The 18,915-nt window shown below is 60.9% G+C and carries 12 protein-coding genes; 5 read left to right on the top strand and 7 right to left on the bottom strand.

The features are described from left to right. From ABI_RS24665 to iolB, 4 genes are all read left to right on the top strand, one after another. On the top strand, positions 1 to 244 hold a 244-nt coding region (locus ABI_RS24665), incomplete at its 5' end, for a 2-deoxy-5-keto-D-gluconate 6-phosphate aldolase domain-containing protein (RefSeq protein ID WP_040310015.1). A gap of 14 nt (positions 245 to 258) precedes the next feature. Then, entirely contained in the window at positions 259 to 2,061 is a 1,803-nt protein-coding gene (gene iolD, locus ABI_RS23155) for a 3D-(3,5/4)-trihydroxycyclohexane-1,2-dione acylhydrolase (decyclizing) (RefSeq protein WP_006275512.1), read from the top strand. Further along, positions 2,058 to 2,963: a myo-inosose-2 dehydratase gene (gene iolE / locus ABI_RS23150; protein WP_006275511.1), complete on the top strand. Its 906-nt coding sequence runs from the start codon at positions 2,058 to 2,060 to the stop codon at positions 2,961 to 2,963. Before iolD ends, iolE begins: the two co-directional genes overlap by 4 nt. Continuing rightward, positions 2,960 to 3,766 (top strand): 5-deoxy-glucuronate isomerase, encoded by an 807-nt coding sequence (iolB, locus tag ABI_RS23145; RefSeq protein WP_006275510.1) that lies wholly within the window; start codon positions 2,960 to 2,962, stop codon positions 3,764 to 3,766. The genes iolE and iolB overlap by 4 nt, the downstream gene beginning before the upstream one ends. A gap of 86 nt (positions 3,767 to 3,852) precedes the next feature. On the opposite strand, the gene manD is transcribed toward iolB, so the two are convergent. Next, positions 3,853 to 5,064 (bottom strand): D-mannonate dehydratase ManD, encoded by a 1,212-nt coding sequence (gene manD / locus ABI_RS23140; RefSeq protein ID WP_006275509.1) that lies wholly within the window; start codon positions 5,062 to 5,064, stop codon positions 3,853 to 3,855. 295 nt (positions 5,065 to 5,359) lie between these two features. Here manD and ABI_RS23135 point away from each other — a divergent pair, with 295 nt between their 5' ends. Beyond that, on the top strand, positions 5,360 to 6,781 hold the full coding sequence (locus ABI_RS23135) for a rhamnogalacturonidase (protein WP_374188364.1): 1,422 nt from the start codon (positions 5,360 to 5,362) through the stop codon (positions 6,779 to 6,781). Between the two features lie 253 nt (positions 6,782 to 7,034). Here the strand turns inward: ABI_RS23135 and ABI_RS23130 are convergent, their stop codons facing one another. From ABI_RS23130 to ABI_RS23105, 6 genes are all read right to left on the bottom strand, one after another. Beyond that, positions 7,035 to 10,088, bottom strand: a complete 3,054-nt coding sequence (locus ABI_RS23130) for a TonB-dependent receptor (RefSeq protein ID WP_006275507.1) — start codon at positions 10,086 to 10,088, stop codon at positions 7,035 to 7,037. Between the two features lie 546 nt (positions 10,089 to 10,634). Then, entirely contained in the window at positions 10,635 to 12,866 is a 2,232-nt protein-coding gene (locus ABI_RS23125; protein WP_245531432.1) for an alpha-N-acetylglucosaminidase, read from the bottom strand. A gap of 9 nt (positions 12,867 to 12,875) precedes the next feature. Further along, on the bottom strand, positions 12,876 to 13,985 hold the full coding sequence (locus tag ABI_RS23120; RefSeq protein WP_006275504.1) for an acyltransferase family protein: 1,110 nt from the start codon (positions 13,983 to 13,985) through the stop codon (positions 12,876 to 12,878). Between the two features lie 170 nt (positions 13,986 to 14,155). Then, positions 14,156 to 15,580, bottom strand: a complete 1,425-nt coding sequence (gene creD, locus ABI_RS23115) for a cell envelope integrity protein CreD (RefSeq protein WP_040310013.1) — start codon at positions 15,578 to 15,580, stop codon at positions 14,156 to 14,158. 141 nt (positions 15,581 to 15,721) lie between these two features. Then, positions 15,722 to 16,381 (bottom strand): response regulator, encoded by a 660-nt coding sequence (locus ABI_RS23110; RefSeq protein ID WP_006275503.1) that lies wholly within the window; start codon positions 16,379 to 16,381, stop codon positions 15,722 to 15,724. Next, on the bottom strand, positions 16,378 to 18,549 hold the full coding sequence (locus tag ABI_RS23105) for a sensor histidine kinase (RefSeq protein ID WP_006275502.1): 2,172 nt from the start codon (positions 18,547 to 18,549) through the stop codon (positions 16,378 to 16,380). The genes ABI_RS23110 and ABI_RS23105 overlap by 4 nt, the downstream gene beginning before the upstream one ends. Positions 18,550 to 18,915 lie beyond the last annotated feature (366 nt).

The raw sequence follows: 18,915 nt of genomic DNA, 5'->3' as shown, positions 1-18,915 counted from the left end.
CCTGTCGGCGCCGGAGGACGAACTTCTGCGCGCTTTCGAGGTCGCGGCGCGGTTTGAATGCGTGAAAGGATTTGCCATTGGCCGCACCATCTTCCACGATGTCGCCGCCCGGTGGCTGAAGGGCGAGATGGACGATGCCGGCGCGGTCGATGCCATGGCGTCGAAGCTGTCGCGTCTGGTCACTGCCTGGCGTGACATGCGCCGGCGGCCGGCGCGGGCGTCTTTTAAGGAAAGCGTGGCGTGACGATTCGACTGACCATGGCCCAGGCCCTGACGCGTTACCTGACGCGCCAGTCGGTGGAGACCGAGTCCGGTGTGGTGCCCTTCTTTGCCGGTGTCTGGGCGATTTTCGGCCATGGCAATGTTGCCGGTATGGGCGACGCGCTCTATGGCGTCCGCGACGACCTGCCGACCTATCGCGCCCACAATGAACAGGCCATGGCCCATTCTGCCATTGCCTACACGAAGCAAATGCGGCGTCAGCGCGCCTTTGCCTGCACGACCTCGATCGGGCCGGGCGCCACCAATATGGTCACCGCCGCGGCCGTCGCCCATATCAATCGCCTGCCGGTCCTGTTCCTGCCGGGAGACGTCTATGCCAGCCGACGCCCCGATCCGGTACTGCAACAGATCGAGGATTTCGCTGACGGCACGGTCACGGTCAATGACTGTTTCCGACCGGTGTCGCGCTGGTTCGACCGCATCACGCGTCCGGAGCAGATCCTGAAAAGCCTGCCGCGCGCCATGGCGGTTCTGACCGACCCGGCCGATTGCGGCCCGGTCACCCTGGCCCTGTGCCAGGACGTCCAGGCCGAGGCCTTCGACTACCCGGAAGACTTTTTCACGGCCAAGGTCTGGCGCCTGCGCCGGCTGCAGCCTGATCCGGCGGATATGACCGACCTGCTCCAGGCCCTGTCGGTGGCGCAACGCCCGCTGATGATCGCCGGCGGCGGGGTCCGCTACAGCCGCGCCGAAGCGGCCCTGGCTAGCTTTGCCGAACGCCACAACATCCCGTTCTGCGAAACCCAGGCCGGGAAGGGGGCTGTGCCCCACGATCACCCGCTCAATTTGGGCGCCATCGGGGTCACCGGGACCGACGCCGCCAACCAGGCAGCGCGCGAGGCCGACCTGATTCTGGCTGTTGGGACGCGGCTGCAGGACTTTACCACGGGATCGGCGGCTTTGTTTCCTCAGGCGCGGATTGTGTCCGTCAACACCGCCGCCTTCGATGCCGGCAAGTTCAACGCCCTGGCCGTGGTCGGCGATGCCAGATCCGTGCTGGAGGCCGTCACCGTACAGCCAGCGCCGGTCTCCTGGTCCGACAGACTCAGCGCCGCGCGGGCCGAGTGGGATGCGACGGTCGACAGGGTGCTGGCCGCGGCCGAACCGGCTACTGAAGCCCGCGTGCTGGGCGCGCTGATGCGGACCGTAGACGACAATGCCATTGTGGTCGCGGCCGCCGGAGGCCTGCCGGGCGACATGCACAAGCTGTGGCGGACGAAGCAATCCGGCGGCTATCACATGGAGTACGGCTATTCCTGCATGGGCTATGAGGTCGCCGGCGGATTGGGCGTCGCCTTGGCCGAGCCCGAGCGCGAAGTCTATGTTCTTGTCGGCGACGGCAGCTATCTGATGATGAATTCGGAACTGGCCACGGCGGTCATGATGGGCGTGCGGATGACGGTGGTGCTGATCGACAACCGTGCCTTCGGTTGTATCCACCGCCTGCAGACGGCGACCGGCGGAGAGCCGTTCAACAACCGGCTGGCGGATTCCTGGCACACCGAACTGCCCCGGATCGACTTCGTCGCCCACGCCGCAGCCATGGGTGCCCATGCCGTCAAGGCTGACGACATCTCAGGCTTTGAAGCCGCCATCCGTGACGCCCGGGCGAGGGGCGGCGTCAATGTCGTCGTCATCGACACCGAAGCCACGACAGGCACGAACGAGGGCGGCGCCTGGTGGGACGTCGCCGTGCCTCAGGTATCGGACTCGCCCGCCGTCCAGGCCGCGCGTGCCGCCTATGACCAGAAACTCAAGACCATCAGGGACAACTCATGACCATCACCTTCGGCGTCAGCCCCATCGCCTGGATCAATGACGACATGCCGGAACTGGGTGGCGACACCCCGCTCGACAGCGTGCTGAAAGACATTACCGAGGTCGGCTTTGCCGGTTCGGAGCTGGGCGGCGCCTTTCCGAAGGACCCGGCCGAACTGAAGTCGGTGCTTGGCCGTTTCAACCTCGACCTGGTCGGGGGCTGGTACAGTTGTGAACTGCTGACGCGCGATGCCGAGGCCGAGATCGCCGCCCTCCAGGGCCATCTCGCCCTGCTGCGCGCTCTGGGCAGCAAGGTCTTCGTCATTGCGGAGACCAGCAACGCGATCCACGGCCAGCGCAATACCCCGTTGAACACCCGGCCCCATCTCGACGAAGCGGGTTGGGTACAATTCGGCGCGCGTCTCAGCGCCGTCGCCGACTATGTCGCTGCCCACGGCCTGAAACTGGCCTATCACTACCATCTGGGTACGGTGGTTCAGGACGCTGAAGACCTGCAGAATTTTTTCCGTCATACCCGCGCCAATGTTGGTGTGACCCTGGATACCGGCCACGCGGTTCTCGGTGGCATAGATCCGCACCAGGTCATTGCCGACTACCCTGAGCGGGTCACCCACGTCCATTGCAAGGACGTCCGCCAGGCGGTGTTCGACGCCACGGCGGGCAAGGACGACAGCTTCCTCAACGGCGTGCTGGCCGGCATGTTCACGGTGCCAGGCGACGGCTCTATCGACTTCGATCGCGTCATGACCGGGCTGAAAGCCATCGGCTACAGTGGCTGGATCATCATCGAGGCCGAGCAGGATCCCGCCAAGGCAGATCCGCGCACCTATGCCGAACTGGGGCTCAAGACGCTGAAGGATGCTGCACGCAAGGCCGGACTGATCGAGGCGGTGGCGGCGTGAGCCATCTGCGGGTCAGGCCCCACGCGAAGGATGCCAAGGGACAGGTGCTGACCGTCACGCCGCAAAGCGCCGGCTGGACGCATGTCGGATTTACTGTGGTCAAGCTGTCACCGGGCCAGAGCTTTACCGGCCAGGAAATGACGCGCGAAACCTGTCTGGTTGCCGTGGCCGGAAGCGCCGATATCCGTATCGGCGACGAGGTCTTTGCGTCTGTCGGGGGGCGTTCGTCGCCATTCGAAGATGCCGCACCGGGTGCGGTCTTTGTTCCGCCTGCCAGTGACTATGCCGTCACGGCCCTGACCGAACTTGAACTGGCCGTTTGTACGGCGCCGGGTGCGCCGGGTTATGCGCCACGTCGCATTCCGGATGCCGAGATGAGCCGTGAGGTCCGCGGTCAAGGCACCAACACCCGCTATGTCCGCAATATCCTGCCCCAGGACCGCCCGGCCCATAGTCTGCTGGTGGTCGAGGTGGTTACCCCGGCTGGCCACTGGTCCAGCTACCCGCCGCACAAGCATGACACGGCGGAGGCGGGGGCGGAAACGGCCCTGGAAGAGACCTATTATCACCGGCTTGACCCGCCGCAGGGCTTCGCTTTCCAAAGGGTCTATACTGACGATCGTACGCTGGACGAAGCCGTGTTGGTCGAAGATGGCGACGTCGTCATGGTGCCGCGCGGCTACCATCCCGTAGGCGCGCCGCACGGCTACAATCTCTACTATCTCAATGTCATGGCCGGCCCCGAACGCCGCTGGATATTCCGCAACGATCCGCAGCATGAATGGATCGCCGCCGTGACATAAAAAGAAGCCCGGCACACGAGATGCCGGGCTTTAGTTCAGCACGAGCCAGGGAGATGAGGGAAGGCCGTGCTGCGGGAACGTGGGCGCTACCAGTTGAACATCGTGCCGTCTTCCAGACGGTTCACGGGCAGGTAACTGCGCCGATAGGGATAAAGGGCGGCGCGGGCCTCGTCGATATCGACGCCCAGCCCGGGCGCGTCGCCCGGATGCAGATAGCCGTCCTCAAAACTGTAGCCATGCGGGAAGACCTCGTCGGTTTCCGCCGTGTGACGCATATATTCCTGCAAGCCGAAATTCGGAATCGACATGTCGAAATGCAGCGCCGCTGCCATGGTCACCGGCGAGAGGTCAGTAGCGCCATGACAGCCCGTGCGGACCTGGTACAGGTCGGCCAGGGCAGCGATCCGGCGCATATGGCTGATCCCGCCGGCGTGCAGAACTGTGGCGCGGATGTAGTCGATCAATTGGTTCTGGATCAGGTCCTTGCAGTTCCAGACGTTTGAAAAGATCTCGCCAACCGCTAATGGCGTGGTCGTGTGCTGGCGGATCAGGCGGAAGGCTTCCTGGTTCTCAGCCGGGGTAGCGTCCTCCATCCAGAACAGGCGATAAGGTTCGAGATCCTTGCCCAGTCGGCCGGCTTCGATTGGGGTAAGGCGGTGGTGGACGTCGTGGAGCAGATGGACGTCCCACCCCAAGGCCTCACGTGCAGCGGCAAACAGGTTCGGGATATGGTTGAGGTATTTCGGCGTCGACCAGACATTTTCCGTCGGCAGGTCATTGTCGGCCGGCTCATAGAACATCTTGTCGCGCGAGACGCCGTAGGTGGACGGCAGGCCGGGTACGCCGGTCTGCAACCGGATCGCCTTATAGCCCAGGGCCTTGTACTTCAGCGCTTCGGCAATGGTGTCGTCGATCGTCTCGCCATTGGCATGGCCGTAGACGGTGACGCCGTCGCGGCAGGCCCCGCCCAGCAACTGATAGACGGGCAGACCCGCCGCCTTGCCCTTGATATCCCATAACGCCATGTCGACCGCGGCGATGGCGGTCATGCCCACGGGGCCGCCGCGCCAGTAGGCGCCCTTGTACAGAAATTGCCAAATGTCCTCGATACGATGCGCGTCACGACCGATCAGGCACGGGATGACGTGGTCAGTCAGATAGCTCGCCACGGCCAGCTCGCGGCCGTTCAAGGTTGCATCGCCGACACCGTGCAAGCCTTCGGCCGTCTCAATCTTCAGGGTGACGAAGTTGCGCCCTGGGGAGGTCACGATAACGCGGGCGGCGGTAATTCTGGACATGGTCACGTCAGTTGCAGGGTTTCGACAAATTGGCCGACCAATTTTGAGTCGGTGGGCTGCTAAGGCTGTAACCCGACTCTAGGTCAGAAATTTAGAAACGTCAATTTTGAAAATTGTTAAAATGATATTTTTATTCTAAATTTGACATGCTCGGTTCTGGGCATGTTTAAACAAGGAGGTCGCCATGGAAGTCCTATCCCGCCGTCATATTCTGGCCTTGACCGCCGCTGCAATTCTGTTGCCGCGGATATCGTGGGCGGGACCGGCGCGCGCCGACACACCCTTCGGTCTCAATGTGCGCGATTTCGGTGCCAGGGGTGACGGAACGACCATCGATACGCCAGCCGTAAACGCCGCAATTGACCATCTGGCGAGCCGAGGCGGTGGCACATTGTATTTTCCCGCCGGTTCCTACGCCTGCTACACGATCCGGCTGAAAAGCCATATTCGGCTCTATCTTGACGCTGGCGCTGTGATCGTGGCCGCCCCGACACCGATTGAAGGCATGACCTCGGGCGGTTATGATCAGGATGTCGACCTGCCTGAGTCCTATCGGGACTTCCAGGACCACGGTCACGGGCATTGGCGCAACAGCCTGATCTGGGGGGAGGGGCTCAACGATATCGCTATCGAAGGACCTGGCCTTATTTGGGGGAAGGGCCTGGGGCGCGGCCATGACTATGACAAGGGCATGCCCATTTCCGGCCGTCCCGGTGTGGGCGACAAGGCGATCGCCCTCAAGCTGTGCCGCAATGTGCTGCTGCGTGACTTCCGTATGTTGCAGGCAGGCTGGTTCGGTTTGCTCGCCACTGGCGTCGACAATTTAACCATCGACAACCTGCTGATCGACACCAACCGCGATGGACTGGATATCGACTGTTGCAAGAACGTCCGGATATCCAACTGTACTATCAATTCGCCTTGGGACGACGCCATTTGCCCCAAATCGTCCTACGCTCTTGGCTACCCCCGCGCGACGGAGAATGTGACGATCACCAACTGCTACGTTTCGGGGAGCTACGTCATCGGTTCCGTGCTGGACGGAAGCTATAAGGTCTTCCTGCCGGAACCCAAGGGTACCCATGGGCGCATCAAACTGGGTACGGAGTCAAATGGTGGCTTCCGCAACATCACTATCTCCAACATCGTCTTCGACAAGTGCCGGGGCATTGCCCTGGAAACCGTTGATGGCGCGCATCTCGAAGACATCACCATCACCAACATTTCCATGCGTGAAGTGACGACGGCACCGATATTCTTGCGGTTAGGGCGGCGAATGCGCGGTCCTGCCGGCGTAGTGCCCGGTACACTGAAACGCGTAATTATCAGCAACATTACCTCGTCTGCCGCAGCTATCATGCCGTCAATTATCGCTGGTGTTGAGGGTTACAAGGTTGAAGACATCCGGATCTCCGATATGTTCCTGCAATCCCTCGGTGGTGCCGACCCAGCGCTGGCCAGTCGTATGCCGCCTCTCAATGAGGCTGGTTATCCTGAACCCAACATGTTCGGTGATCTGCCGGCGAGCGGTCTGTTTGTGCGGCAGGCCAGAAACATCGAACTCGACCATATCGAATTCCAGACACAAAAGCCCGATCCCCGGCCGGTCTTCTGGTTGCAGGATGTCGATGGGTTCCGCACCGGCCATATCCGGCGTCCTATCGGTGCAACTGTATTCACCCAGCGTGTCACTGGCATGGAAATGGACCGTCCCTGACGAAAAACGCAACCCGCAAGAGGCTGAGCTTTCTCCAGTGTCAAATCAAGGGTGGATATCCACTTTTTGATTTGGAGCGTCGCGAAAAAAAAATCGGAATGACGATGGTTATACGTCATTCCGATTTTGGAGGAAGTTGGTTGAGAGTTACGCGGAGGCTTACAAATTCGGGACTTGGGCCAGAATGCTTTACACATTCTGGCCCTTCCAACCGGCTGACTCGGGATCAGAAGGTTGCCCGTGGCGCAAAAGCCTAGAAGGAGGCCTTGACGCTGGCAGTGAAGGTTTGGCCGTCGTAGTCGATCTGGCGGACCATACGTTCGTCGCCCTGATATTCCTTACGGAAGGAGTTGGTCAGGTTGTAGGCATCAAGCGAGATGGAGACGCGCTCGTTGATATTGTACGACGCTGAGAGGTCGAGCTGGCCGCGGGCGGCCGCATTCCGGGCGTTACCGAAGAAGGTCCCCGAGCCATCCAGATTGTATTCCGAACGCCAGTTATAGACCGCGCGAATGCCGTACTTGGACGTTTCGTAGTACAGGATTGCGTTGTAGTTGTGCTTGGAGATCCCGGGGAAGGGGGTCTTTGAACCGCCAGTCTGTTTTGCCTGGGTGAAGGCGTAGTTGAAGGATCCGCCAAAGTTTTTCCAGAAGCTGGGCAGGAAATCGAAGTTCTGCTGAATGTTGAACTCAAGACCACTGACATAGGTCGGTGAGTCGATGTTCTGAAGACCGCTTGCGAAAATCCGATAAGAATTGGGAACACCATTCACGACATCATTTGCATTGGTCGCGCTGCAGTAGCTGCCATTCCAGGTCAGCGCCCCGAAGCCCCAATCACTGCCATCTGCCGGGCACAGAAGTGCCGGATCGGCAATGGCGGCGACGCGGTTCGTCAGTTTCTTCTTGAAGTAGGCCAGCGAGATGAGACCATTGGGACGATTGTACCATTCCAAGGAAAGATCATAGTTGTCAGCCAGGTAGGGCTTCAACTGGCCGCTGGCCAGATTGATATTCACATTGGTTATCGTCTGCGTCAGTGTCGACTCGTTGTTTGTGGAATAGGAGTAGTTGCGAACCGGGCTGCTGGTTTGCGGATCGGGTCGGACATAGGTCTTATAGTAGGCGGCGCGAAGGACCACGTTTTCGAAAACATCTGCAACCGCGATAGCCGACGGCAGAATCTGGCTGTAGGAGTCCTTGTAGGTGTGCCACGTGAAATCGGACCGGGCGCCGACACCGCCGTTGCTGGCCACACGCGCCGTACGATCCAGGGTCGTCACTTCGTATTCCGTGGTTTCGGAACGGACGCCGACGTTACCGCGAACGCGATGCCCGAAGATGCTGGTGTCATACTTGGCTTGAATGTAAGCCTGCATGAGGTCGTTGGTCACCTTGAAGTTGTTGTTTGCGAATCCGCCATCGGCATAGAAGACGTTAAATCCAAGGTCCGAAAGCTCTCCGTTGCCGTATTTGGTGACGGGACGAATAGCATTCAGGAAGGGGATTGGATCAATCGTCAGCCAATCCGTATTGATGGGCGCCTTGCCTTCCATAAAGTCGTCGACGGACGGCGCCTTGATCAGCATCGAAGCGGTTATGTTCTGTGTCTGGATGCCGTACGCCATATTGCGCACGCCACGGCTTTCGTATTCGTTGCCTTCCGACCGGATTCCGCCTTGAATGCTGGTGATCGGGCCAAACTCGACCTGGCGTTCCGCATCGAATTGCACGGAATTTACACTCTTGGTGGCATAGCGATGCGTACCACCCAAGTGCAGCAAATACTTCCCGTCTGAGGTGAACAGATCTGTTGGTGCATTCGGGGCCCAGTTCCAATAGCCGGGCTGGAACCCAGCCGTCGACGTTGAGGCCCGGAAAGGTAGTGTGAACATCACGTTTTGCGGCGTCGGCGTAACGGACTGATAGAAATCCCCCAACTCGCCCAATCCGGTATCCATGATTTCGACCAGGCCGTTGTTGCCCGAACCGCCCAGGGTCACGGTACGCAGGTCAAGCTCGGTTTCCTCGGAGGAATTCGAAGATGTTGTGGCGGCAATGACACCGGCGAAGCGCCACTTGTCGTTTTCCCACTCAGCGTTGAGGAACACGCCATCGGCCGCCTGCTTTTGCGAGAACAGACGCGTCGAGGTCTTGCCATCATAGTTGCTGTTGCGGGTGCGCGGGACGACGGCAAAGCCATTTTCCATCACAACCGGTGAGGTGAGAGGTTCAACGGTCGCCGTGCCAAACGGGTCGTTCAAAAGGAAGTATTGTACGGTATCCGGCAGGTCGCGGTCGCTGTGGTAGGCCGTAACACCAATCTTGAGGTTATCATTCACCCGCCATTCAGCGCCGGCTGAGCCGGACTGCAGCGTGCCGACGTTCATGCGTGTATATTGCCGCATCAGGCCCAGAGCCCAGATACCGTTCTGCGACGCACTTCCGACGTTCGACGGCGCGGTATAGACATTGTTGCCGAGCGCCTGAGCCAGGGTAAAGGTCGAAGAACTGGCGGTCGTTCCGTAATAGGCGCCATAGGCGTCCGCGAACTGTTGCGCCGTCAGCTTGCTTTGGGCCAGGGTGATGCGGTTGTAGCCGTTATACCGCAAGGTGTCGCGACGGAAGTTTTCCTTGCGGTAGGCGAACGTGCCGAACACTGCGAAATCGCTGTTGATGTGCTTGTTGTAGCCGATGGTATAGGCGGGGGCGCCGAGGCCGCCGTTCGTGTTATACTCATAGGCTGCCTTGGCAAAGCCGCCGTCCTTGCGTGACAGGGCTGGCGAGATCTGCATGTCGATATTGCCGGACAGGCCGCCAGACTGGGAATTGGCCATCGGCGACTTCTGGATCGAGAAGGCCGTGAAGATGTCGGAGTTGAAGGCGCCAAGCGGCGTGCCGTCGGCGCCGCCCGTGGTCGTTACGTACGGGGGTTCGGCAAAGGCTTGCCCGTTCAGGGTCGTGCGGGCGTAGTAGCCCGGCATGCCGCGAAGACCGATCGTCGCGTTGCGGCCCTCGGCCTCGCGGTTGATCTGGACGCCCGGAATGCGTTGCAGGGCTTCACCGACGTTCAGGTCGGGAAAGCGGCCCAGGCCGTCCGACGAGATACCGTCCGAGATTTCAATATTCTGCTTTTTCGCCCGGATGGCGTCGGCCGCACTTCTTTTGAAGCCGGTCACCACGACCACGTCGCCGGCCGGTGGCGCTGCGTCCTGAGCATAGGCGGCGCCGGCGGCGCCAGCGAGAATGGTGGCTCCCAGCAGTGCGTACCTGAAGTTCTTTCGGTTGAAAGATGTGCCTTTTTTCATTGTGTTTCTCCTGTGTTGTTGCCCGTCCGCCCGGTCGGGATTTGTGTTGTGTCAGGTCCGAAAGCGCCTTTGGTGCGAACCAATATTTCAACCCTGAAAATTGGCCGACCAATTTTTCCGGCTTTCGAACGGCGAGGCCGGCGATACGAAGGCGGGATTTGTGGCCGATCCTGCCTTCGCCGCGGCAATCAGGCACGTCGTCCCTTCGCCGAAATTCTGCGGAAGTTCATACTGGCCCCTGAGTGTTTGGTTTTCTGTTCTTGGCCGCAGCCACCCCCAGACCAAAAATGCGGTTCGTGAGGGGCCTCTGCGACAATTCTCAGACTAAAAGCGATGTTACGGAATGTCAATTCCATGAAATATCAAATATGATATTTTCATTTCAAAACATATTGATCTAATGGTTTCAAAAGTTGCGGTTCGGCCGCTGATAGCTGCAATCCGTTGATTTGCAATATTTTTCGAAATTCCGAGATCCGTCGCTCCACCATGGGTTCAGCTCAGGTTTTCCATGCCTGTAACTGAAACACCACAGTTTTGACCGGATCAGGACAGAATCGCCAGCAACCGCGCCGCGTCGCCCGCCGCATCGGAGGGGACACGATGGGCGACAGGTTCCTTTGATTCGACCCAGGCGTTTTCCCAGGCGATCAGGCGCTCTGTCGTTGCTGCTGGGTTATACGTGCCGGTGCGAAGGGCTGCGAACAGCATCTCCCAGCGCGGCAGGTAAAAGTCGCGGTAGAGGCCCTGCCAGGCCTTGGAGGCGTAGTCGTGCAGATTGCCCTTGCCGCCCCACACAGTGACCTGGGCACGCGCGTTACGTTCGTAATAGGGCTTCTCCGTGGCGGTATCGCCATATGCGCGCGCCTGTTCGATCCAGCCCGCCAGATGACAGGGCTGGGCGCCCATCAGGTCATCAATCGCGATGGTCACGCGTCTTACCTCCGTGGCCGACCGATCCCCTGCCGCTACGTCGCCGTCCCGATAGGCGACCAGCGCCGTGCGGATCAGATTGTCGAGATGAAGGCTGGCCAGGTGCCGCGTGAATTCGATCACGTCGTAACGCAACAGGGGACTGTCGTGCCGTATCGCCGCCAACCTGGCCAGACCGGCGCGCAAGGCTGCGCGATCGCCCGGTGCGCCTTCGAAATCCGCCATGGCAATGTCTGGCCGCTTGCACAGCAGATAGGCGCCGGCGGTCGACCGCCACCACCGCGGTGTCCAGTAGCGCGTGCCATACACCCCTTTGACGATGTCCAGCCACGCCGTCACCACTTCGGGCGAACTGATGCCATAGCGGGCGCGGGTATAGCCGGCCAGCCAGTCGCTTAGGGATTTCGTCCCGCCGTTCCAGGCCAGGTCATACAGATAGGCATAGACGATTGAATTGCTGTCGAGCCCTTCCGGAAAAACACCAAACCCTTGCAAGCGGCCCCGTGCCGGATCGGAAGTGATCGCTGCCATATCGCGGCGGTAGAAGCCGAGATCGCCATAGATCGGGTTGGACGCGCCGTAATTGTGGACATAGCCGTAGATCCACCCCTTGCCATGGAAGGCTTGGGCTGTCTGGCGTACCTTGGGATAGCGATCATTGCCGATGTCCAGCACCATCAGTCCGTCGTCGGGCACATTGCGCAGAAAGGCGGCGATGGCGTCACCCGTCCAGAAGCCTTGATCGGCGCCGAACAGCCAACCCTGCATCACCCAGACGGCGTCGGGCCGGGCACTGCGGATCGAATCGTGCAGCCTCTGGCCATAGGCCGCCAAACGTTCTGCCTTCACCGCGGGATCGACCTCGGCGACGGCCTCCTTGTTGGCGGTGGAATCGCCGTAGCCGCCTTCAACCGGCCCGTCGCCGACCGGCGGCAGCATCTCGTTGAAGGCGTCTGCCAGATAGAAACGGCCCTTGCCGTAGGTCTGGTCGTACAGGTCGAGGAACCGCCCGGCCAGCTTCGCGAACAGGGGATCGGCGGGATCCAGCCAGTAGGTCTCATGAAAGCCTTCCCATGCCCGCATGCGGTAGATGCGCGCCTGGGGATGGCTTTCCGCGAACGCTTTCGGGACGTAGCCGGCAAAGGCGGGCAGGATAGGCTCCATGCCTAGTTCGCGCATGGCGCCCAGGATGCGCTTTTGCAATTCGCGCTTCTTGACGATCCATGAAAGGGGGAGGGGCGCCTGATAGCCTTCGATATTACCCATCCGCTGCCAGGGCGTGAAGGCCGGGCCGGAAAAGTAGGCGTCTAGGTCGCGGTCGTCCAGGCCTTCGCCGCGCCACAGCTCGCGCCATACCCATTCCTGGCCTTCCATAGCCAGGGGCATGTCGATGCCGTGCAGCGCCATCCAGTCGATTTCGCGCCGCCACCGTTTCCAGTCCCAGAAGGGCGTGGTGTAGCCGAAGGTGCAGGTGTTCATATAGACGCGGTGGGCGAACGGCGACGTCACCGGACCGCTGCCGCCCTGGGGCAGGCGCCGGGGCAGGGCGACGCGGTCGCCTTCCCAACTGGTGTGGGCCAGGCCGAAGTCGCTGAGATAGGCGTAGGCGCCGCGTACGGCCGCCACCGGCGACGAGGCCGTGACCGTGACGCGGCCACCGTGGGCGTCGTAGGCATAGGCTGGTGCGCTGCCGGGCTGGATATCCAGCATGAAGTCGTTAGCGCGTCGTCCGATCAGCCTTGTCAGCACAGCCTGAGCTGGGTGAGCCGGTGTGGCGGCAGCGACCGAGGGCAGGGCGGCGAGGCCCAACAGCGCATGTCGCCGCGAGACGGGAAGTTGGGTCATCATACACTTTCAGATCTTGATCAGAATGCGGTTGCGGTCGAGCACATAGCCGAAGCCCCAGCACACCAGCATATAGGCAATGGCGCAGAGCAGGGCCCCGAGGGCGCCGGGTGCGACCAACTGAAACAGCCCGCCGGCGGCGTCATACAGCCCCTGGCCCGATGGCAGCCGGATCAATTGCAGCACGGTCACCAGCAGTTCCGAAAACAGATAGATGGCCAGTGGATTGCGCCCGAAGACCTCGCAGAACGGCACGCCGAATTTCTGCCTGGCCAGTTCGACATAGGCGATGAGGCCTGCCAGAAGCCCCAGGTCGATGCCGATATTGATGAGGGCAAAGGAACTGGTCCATAACCGCTTCGAAAGCGGGAAAGTCAGGCTCCAGGCCAGGGCGGCTGCCACGATCAGGCCCGCGGCCACCGCCAAACGTATCACCACGGTGCGCAAGTCCGGTTGCGAGCGGATATAGCGGCCAGCCAGGTAGCCGGCCAGGACATTGACGATGGCGGGCAAGGTGCTGAACAGGCCTTCCGGGTCGTAGCCCTTGCCCTTGGCGTACATGTGGTTGATGCCAAAGACGGCACGGTCGATCAGCGCCCCGATATTGCCGAGCGGCGTCAGTTGCTCACCCGGTGGCCCGAACACCATCAGGGCGCCCCAGTAACCCAGCAGTAAGACCGCGCTCAGGCCGATGAGTTTGGGCACATCAAGCCAGCGCACGGCGATCGCGGCGGCCAGAAAACACAGAGCTATCCGTTGCAGCACCCCCGGTATTCGCGTGTGCTCGACGGGATTCAGCGCCCAACCATCCGCCGTCGCATGGACGAACGGAAACCAGTACATCAGGTAACCCAGCAGGAAGAGGATGGCGGCGCGCTTTACGACCTTGCCGAGATAGCGGCCTGTCGGACCTGACTTGGGATCGCCAAAGCTCATGGCGTTGCCGACGGCGAACAGGAAGGCGGGAAAGACGAGGTCCGCCAAGGTCAAACCGAACCATGTCGCGTGCGATAACTGAGCAAACGGCGCGGCGCCAGGACCGGAGGTGTTAACCACGATCATGAAGGCGACCGTCAGCCCGCGAAAAACGTCAAGGGATGTGAAGCGTTGCCCAGCCATAATCCGGCATGATGGGCCAGTCGCTTCGTAGGGTCAATTTCAAAAATGAAATAAATAGAAAAAATATTCCAAACTGAGCGCCCGCTGTCACAATCAAGCTTGAGCTATCCTGAGGCGTCTTCGCGCAGGTTGCGGCAGTTGTCGTACGAGGCAGCTGCCGCGTGGCTGCCTTATCGCTCGGCAGGTTGCGGTGTGCCGTACCAGTTGACGTTGCGGGTCAGGATCATCACCGTGGCGATGACAAGGAAGGCGCAGACCGCACCGATGAGGAGGGCGTAGTCTTCCATCCGCATCAGGGTGTAGATCATGCCGTACAGCAGACCGAATACCCCCAGCGCAGCAACGCCACGTAGCAGGCTCTTGAACACCATGCCGGCATAGGCCGAAATAAGGCCGACGGTTGCGGTCGCGGCCACCGCAAAGGCGGCGTCGAAACCGATGCGTTCGGCGAAGGACAGCAGCAGCAGGTAGAAGGTCAGTTGTGCCAGGCCGACCAGGATATATTGCGCTGGGTGAAGCTCGCGCCGGCTGGTGCTTTCAAACACAAAATAGGTGAGGAACACCAAGCCGACGAACAGCAGGGCGTATTTCAGCGATCGGCCGACGTTCTGGTAGGGATTTGTGTTTTCGACGAAAGTCACCGACAGTTCCGACTTGCCCAGGCTGGCCAGATTGTCAAAACCGATGACCGCTGGCAGGCCGCGCGCGACGAAGGGCACCGACCATGACGCCCTGAAGCCGGACTTTAGGTCGGTTTCACCCTTACCCAAGGGCGTCTCGGCGGTATGCGGGAAGGCGCGCTCCGACGGCAGGAAACCGCCGCCGAAGGACGGCGTGTTCCAGTCGCCGGCGATGGTGACTTTCGACGACTTGGCAAAGGCCAGGATGCCGACCTTCTGGGCGCCCGTGAAGGCCATGTCGAGCGTGATATCGTGCGGTTGGGCGGGGTTGAGCTCAGGCAGGGGCGTCGAAAACAGGTCCAGCCGCGACGAGCCCTGGTCGCTGCCGATGGTCTGGGCGCCTTCCGGCGCCGGGGCCAGGGTGACCGCTGTACCATCAATGGTCGCGACGATGTCTTTGCGGGCGCCGCGGGAATCCGAAGCGCCGGACAGAAGCTGCGCCCGACTCCAGTCTAAGGCGCCGCCATTGGGTGCGGTGACGCCGCTCAGGTCGAAATGCGCCTTGAAGTTCAGGTCGGTGGTGTAGACCGGCACGCGGAACAGCGACCGTGACCGGACCTCGCTCTTACTGGCGGCCGTCGCTTCTCCGGTGACAGGAAACACGATCAGGCTCGAGGTTGTCGACGGCACCAGGGTCTTGTTGCCCTGGGCGTCGGTTTCGGTGCGCGCCGGGAGCGTATAGGGCACCGAGATCACGGGCCCCAGAAAGGTCTGGGGCCCGCCCATCAGTCCGCCGATTTCGTTAGCGACCTGCTCGGCGCGGTGGGTGCGGTCCAGCAGCAGCAGGAAGACGCCGCCAGCCGGTATCGACATCAGGACGGCCAGGATGCAGACGATCAGCAGCTTGGTGCCCTTGCTTCGGCTGATCAGGCCGCGATGGGGCGGGGTTTCGGGTGACGGAATGGTTTCGGACATGGAGTTCGCCTCGGGAGGTCCAGTTGCGCCCGGCAGTGGCGCGCGGGCGAGGAGACATTACCACGCCTTGAACGCTGTTCAATATAAAAATGAACAATGTTCAATTTTGTATTCTGACTCTGGTTCCCCGTTGCTGACGCTCTAAGCCAGTCCGCGTTTCACCGCGTGCAGGGTGGCTTCCACGCGTGTCGAAATATTGAGCTTCTGGTAGATCAGCTTGACATACCCGGCAACGGTCGAATGGGCGAGTCCCAGATGCCTGGCGACCTCGGCGATCGTCAGTCCCCGCGCCAGAAGCGCCAGGGTCTCGGTCTCACGCCCGGTCAGGGCCACGTCCGGATCCGCCTTTGGGGCCTGGGTCCGGAAATGGTCGAGCAGCCGAAGGGCGATCGACGGCGACAAGGGCGGTTCGCCCTGTTCGATCCGGCGCAGGTAGTGGACGATCATGTCGGGCTCCTGATGCTTCACCAGGTAACCACGCGCCCCGGCCGAAAGGGCTTCAAACAGGTGACCATCGTCATCGTACATGCTGGAGACGACGCAGGTTGCCGCGGGGAAACCGGCTGTAATCTCCTGTATCAGCTCGATGCCTGATCCGTCCGGCAGGCCCAGGTCGACAATGGCCAGAACAAACCTGCGGGCTCTTTCACCATCCAGGCTGCTCAGCCACAGCCGCCCCGCCTTCAGGTTGGCGACGCAGACGATCTCAAGCCCGTCGAACGCCGCGGTCAGGGCCTGTTTCATCCGTGCCTGATTGTCGGGCTGGTCCTCGATTACGAGGCAAAGACCGTCACGCGTCATTGAGTTGCACTTCCGCTGGGGGTTAAGGGCATGTCGAAGGCGATGACGGCGCCGGTCTGGCCGCCCTCGGCATTGCTGAACCGCGCAATACCGCCGGTTTGGGCAATCCGGTCGGCAATGCTTCTCAGCCCCTGTCCGCTGGCCGAGCCGTCCATCACCTGCTCCCCGAAGCCTTTGCCATCGTCGGTGATGTTGACCTGCAGGCGGTTGCCCGTCAATACCAGCCGCACCGCTACCTTTTGGGCCCCGGCGTGTTTTATACAGTTGGTGATGGTTTCGCGCATGGCCGAGGTCAGCGCCTTCTTGTCCAGAGCGCTGATCTGAACGAAGGGCGCATCTTCCGGCCACAACGGCCAGTCGAGATCGATGCGTGCAGCGTCCAGGCGTCGGACCGTTTCGTGGCGCATCTCGGCTACAACGCGATCCAGTGGTGCGCTTTCGGTGATCATCGCAGAAGCGATGTCGCGTATCTCTGTCAGAGCCTCATAGATGAACGGCCGCGACGCGTCGTCGGCGACACTCAGGCCTGACACCAGCTTGGCGCCGACGTCGTCGTGCAGGTTCTGGGCCAGTCGATGGCGTTGCTCGGCCGCGCCGCGTTCATACGCGGTCAGGCCCTGCATGGCCTCGCGCGAAAGACGCAGGATCTGATTGACCAATTCGACATGTTTCGGTGAAAACAGGCCGCGACCGCCCTGGGGAAACGACAGTGTAAGGGCAGGGACGCCCGTCAGGCCGGGGACATGAAGGTGCAGGCCATCGGCATCGATAAAGGCCGCGTCGACCTGCGCTGGGGCCGGCGCCATAACCTGCGGGGTGAACAGGGTGTTCAGCAATCCCTGCCACTTGGCCTGGCGAAGGGACGCCTGCGGGGCAAAGGCCATGTCCATCGCCGCCGCCAGAATCTCACTGTCGTTCAGAGACGTGCCGTGCAGGAACCGGCGCCACAGCAAGTCCCTCAGCGGCAGGTAAGCAAAACCGATAAACGCCAGGGCAAGGGGCAGGGCGATGCTCTGGGTCAGGCCCAGAAGATAGATAAGGCCGGCATCCAGGGCTATGAACAGAACGGCAGCGACGGCATAGAAGAAGATGCGGAACGCCCAGTCGCGGACTTCGAACAGGCGAAAGCGGGCCACGCCGATGGCGATACCAGCATAGGTTATCAGAAAGCTGATGAAGACGTAGCTGCCGGGCATGGTCTGCATCTGGCCCTGCACGACATGGGCGCCAATGACGAGGCACCAAAGTCCCGCCCCGACGAAGACAGCCAGCCCTAGCCACAACAGCGAGGCCTTGGCGTTTGGATCCTTGCGCGCTTTGAAACTCTGTATACCGATCAGACCGGTTACCGCCGCCATGACGGCGAAGCAGAAAACGAATATGGCGTCGGTTGCGCCCAACAGCCGCAGAAAGTCGAGCCCTGAGATCACCAGGCTGGTCGCCATGATCGCCCACAATACTCGGTCGGAAACCAAACGCTTCGGAAAAATCAGAAATAATGAAATGAGCGACATGCCGAAAATGGCGGTGCCGAGATGGTTGCCGTCGAGCACGGCGGAGATCAGAGCCGAAGGCGCGGCGATCGGTTGGGAAAAACAGATCGCGCCGGTGGCGGCGGCAATCAGCATACCAAGACCATTGATGGCCAGGACCTGAGTGACGGTTTCATGCGGCTTGAGGCACCATACCCATCCGCCGATCAGGAAGGCGGTCAGCCCGACGATCAGCGGTCCCCAGAAGCCTTCTCCCAAGCGGGACAGGTCAAGTTCGCGTACCTGAACCGGTACTTCGGCTATCTCTCCCGATGGCCCTCTTACGCCAATCTGAACAGTCGGGCTCTTCATGATGGCGACGATCCGGTCCTGCCGTTCCCGGTAGGCATCGAGGGCGGCATAGTCGCCTATGGCTTCCACCTGCACGGTCAGGTCCGACGGCAGCAGTATGAGGCCCTTCTCGTCGTTTGGATGCCGCAGACTGACGACCGTTTGAGACTTCTGACCCGGCGCATCGTATTGCAGGGTCTCGCCCCGCCGGACGACGCCGTCCAGATAGCGGTGCTGAAGGGACAGGCTGAAACTGACTAGCGCGGCTAAGATAGCTACCGCTAGAATCAGGTAGACGCGCCAGGAGGAGGCGTCCGTCAGCCGGCGCAGTATGCGGATAGGCAAGATGTGTATACCCTGTTGACGTCTATGACGCGTCTAAGCAATCGCGATCTGTTGCGACCCGTACGCCGCCGTTTTCCCAAAACCATACATATGACGGCTTCGATAAGCCAAGGTTATTCTATCTGCCACCCTCTGTTCAGGGGATGACATACCACTACGCCGGCCTTAGGGCGTCGTTCATGTCTACCTACGAAAAAGCGCGAGACGGCGGAATTCAATCAATGCGAAATTGATCGAATTGACGACTATATCCAGGAAGCGGAACAGCAGGGTTTCCAAACCTGGACCGCAATCCGACTTTCGGACAAATTACATTTTAAAACAATAAGTTATACCAATCGCCCTAAACATTGACCGATGCCCATT

The organism is Asticcacaulis biprosthecium C19, from assembly GCF_000204015.1.
GTDB lineage: Bacteria > Pseudomonadota > Alphaproteobacteria > Caulobacterales > Caulobacteraceae > Asticcacaulis > Asticcacaulis biprosthecius.
This window is presented reverse-complemented; position numbering and strand designations above follow the sequence as displayed.

Bases quoted from the DNA above. Each gene is read 5' to 3' on its own strand.
- iolD (WP_006275512.1), top strand. From the start codon at position 259: ATGGCCCAGGCCCTGACGCGTTACCTGACGCGCCAGTCGGTGGAGACC.
- iolE (WP_006275511.1), top strand. From the start codon at position 2,058: ATGACCATCACCTTCGGCGTCAGCCCCATCGCCTGGATCAATGACGAC.
- manD (WP_006275509.1), bottom strand. From the start codon at position 5,064: ATGTCCAGAATTACCGCCGCCCGCGTTATCGTGACCTCCCCAGGGCGC.
- ABI_RS23130 (WP_006275507.1), bottom strand. From the start codon at position 10,088: ATGAAAAAAGGCACATCTTTCAACCGAAAGAACTTCAGGTACGCACTG.
- ABI_RS23125 (WP_245531432.1), bottom strand. From the start codon at position 12,866: ATGACCCAACTTCCCGTCTCGCGGCGACATGCGCTGTTGGGCCTCGCC.
- ABI_RS23120 (WP_006275504.1), bottom strand. From the start codon at position 13,985: ATGGCTGGGCAACGCTTCACATCCCTTGACGTTTTTCGCGGGCTGACG.
- creD (WP_040310013.1), bottom strand. From the start codon at position 15,580: ATGTCCGAAACCATTCCGTCACCCGAAACCCCGCCCCATCGCGGCCTG.
- ABI_RS23110 (WP_006275503.1), bottom strand. From the start codon at position 16,381: ATGACGCGTGACGGTCTTTGCCTCGTAATCGAGGACCAGCCCGACAAT.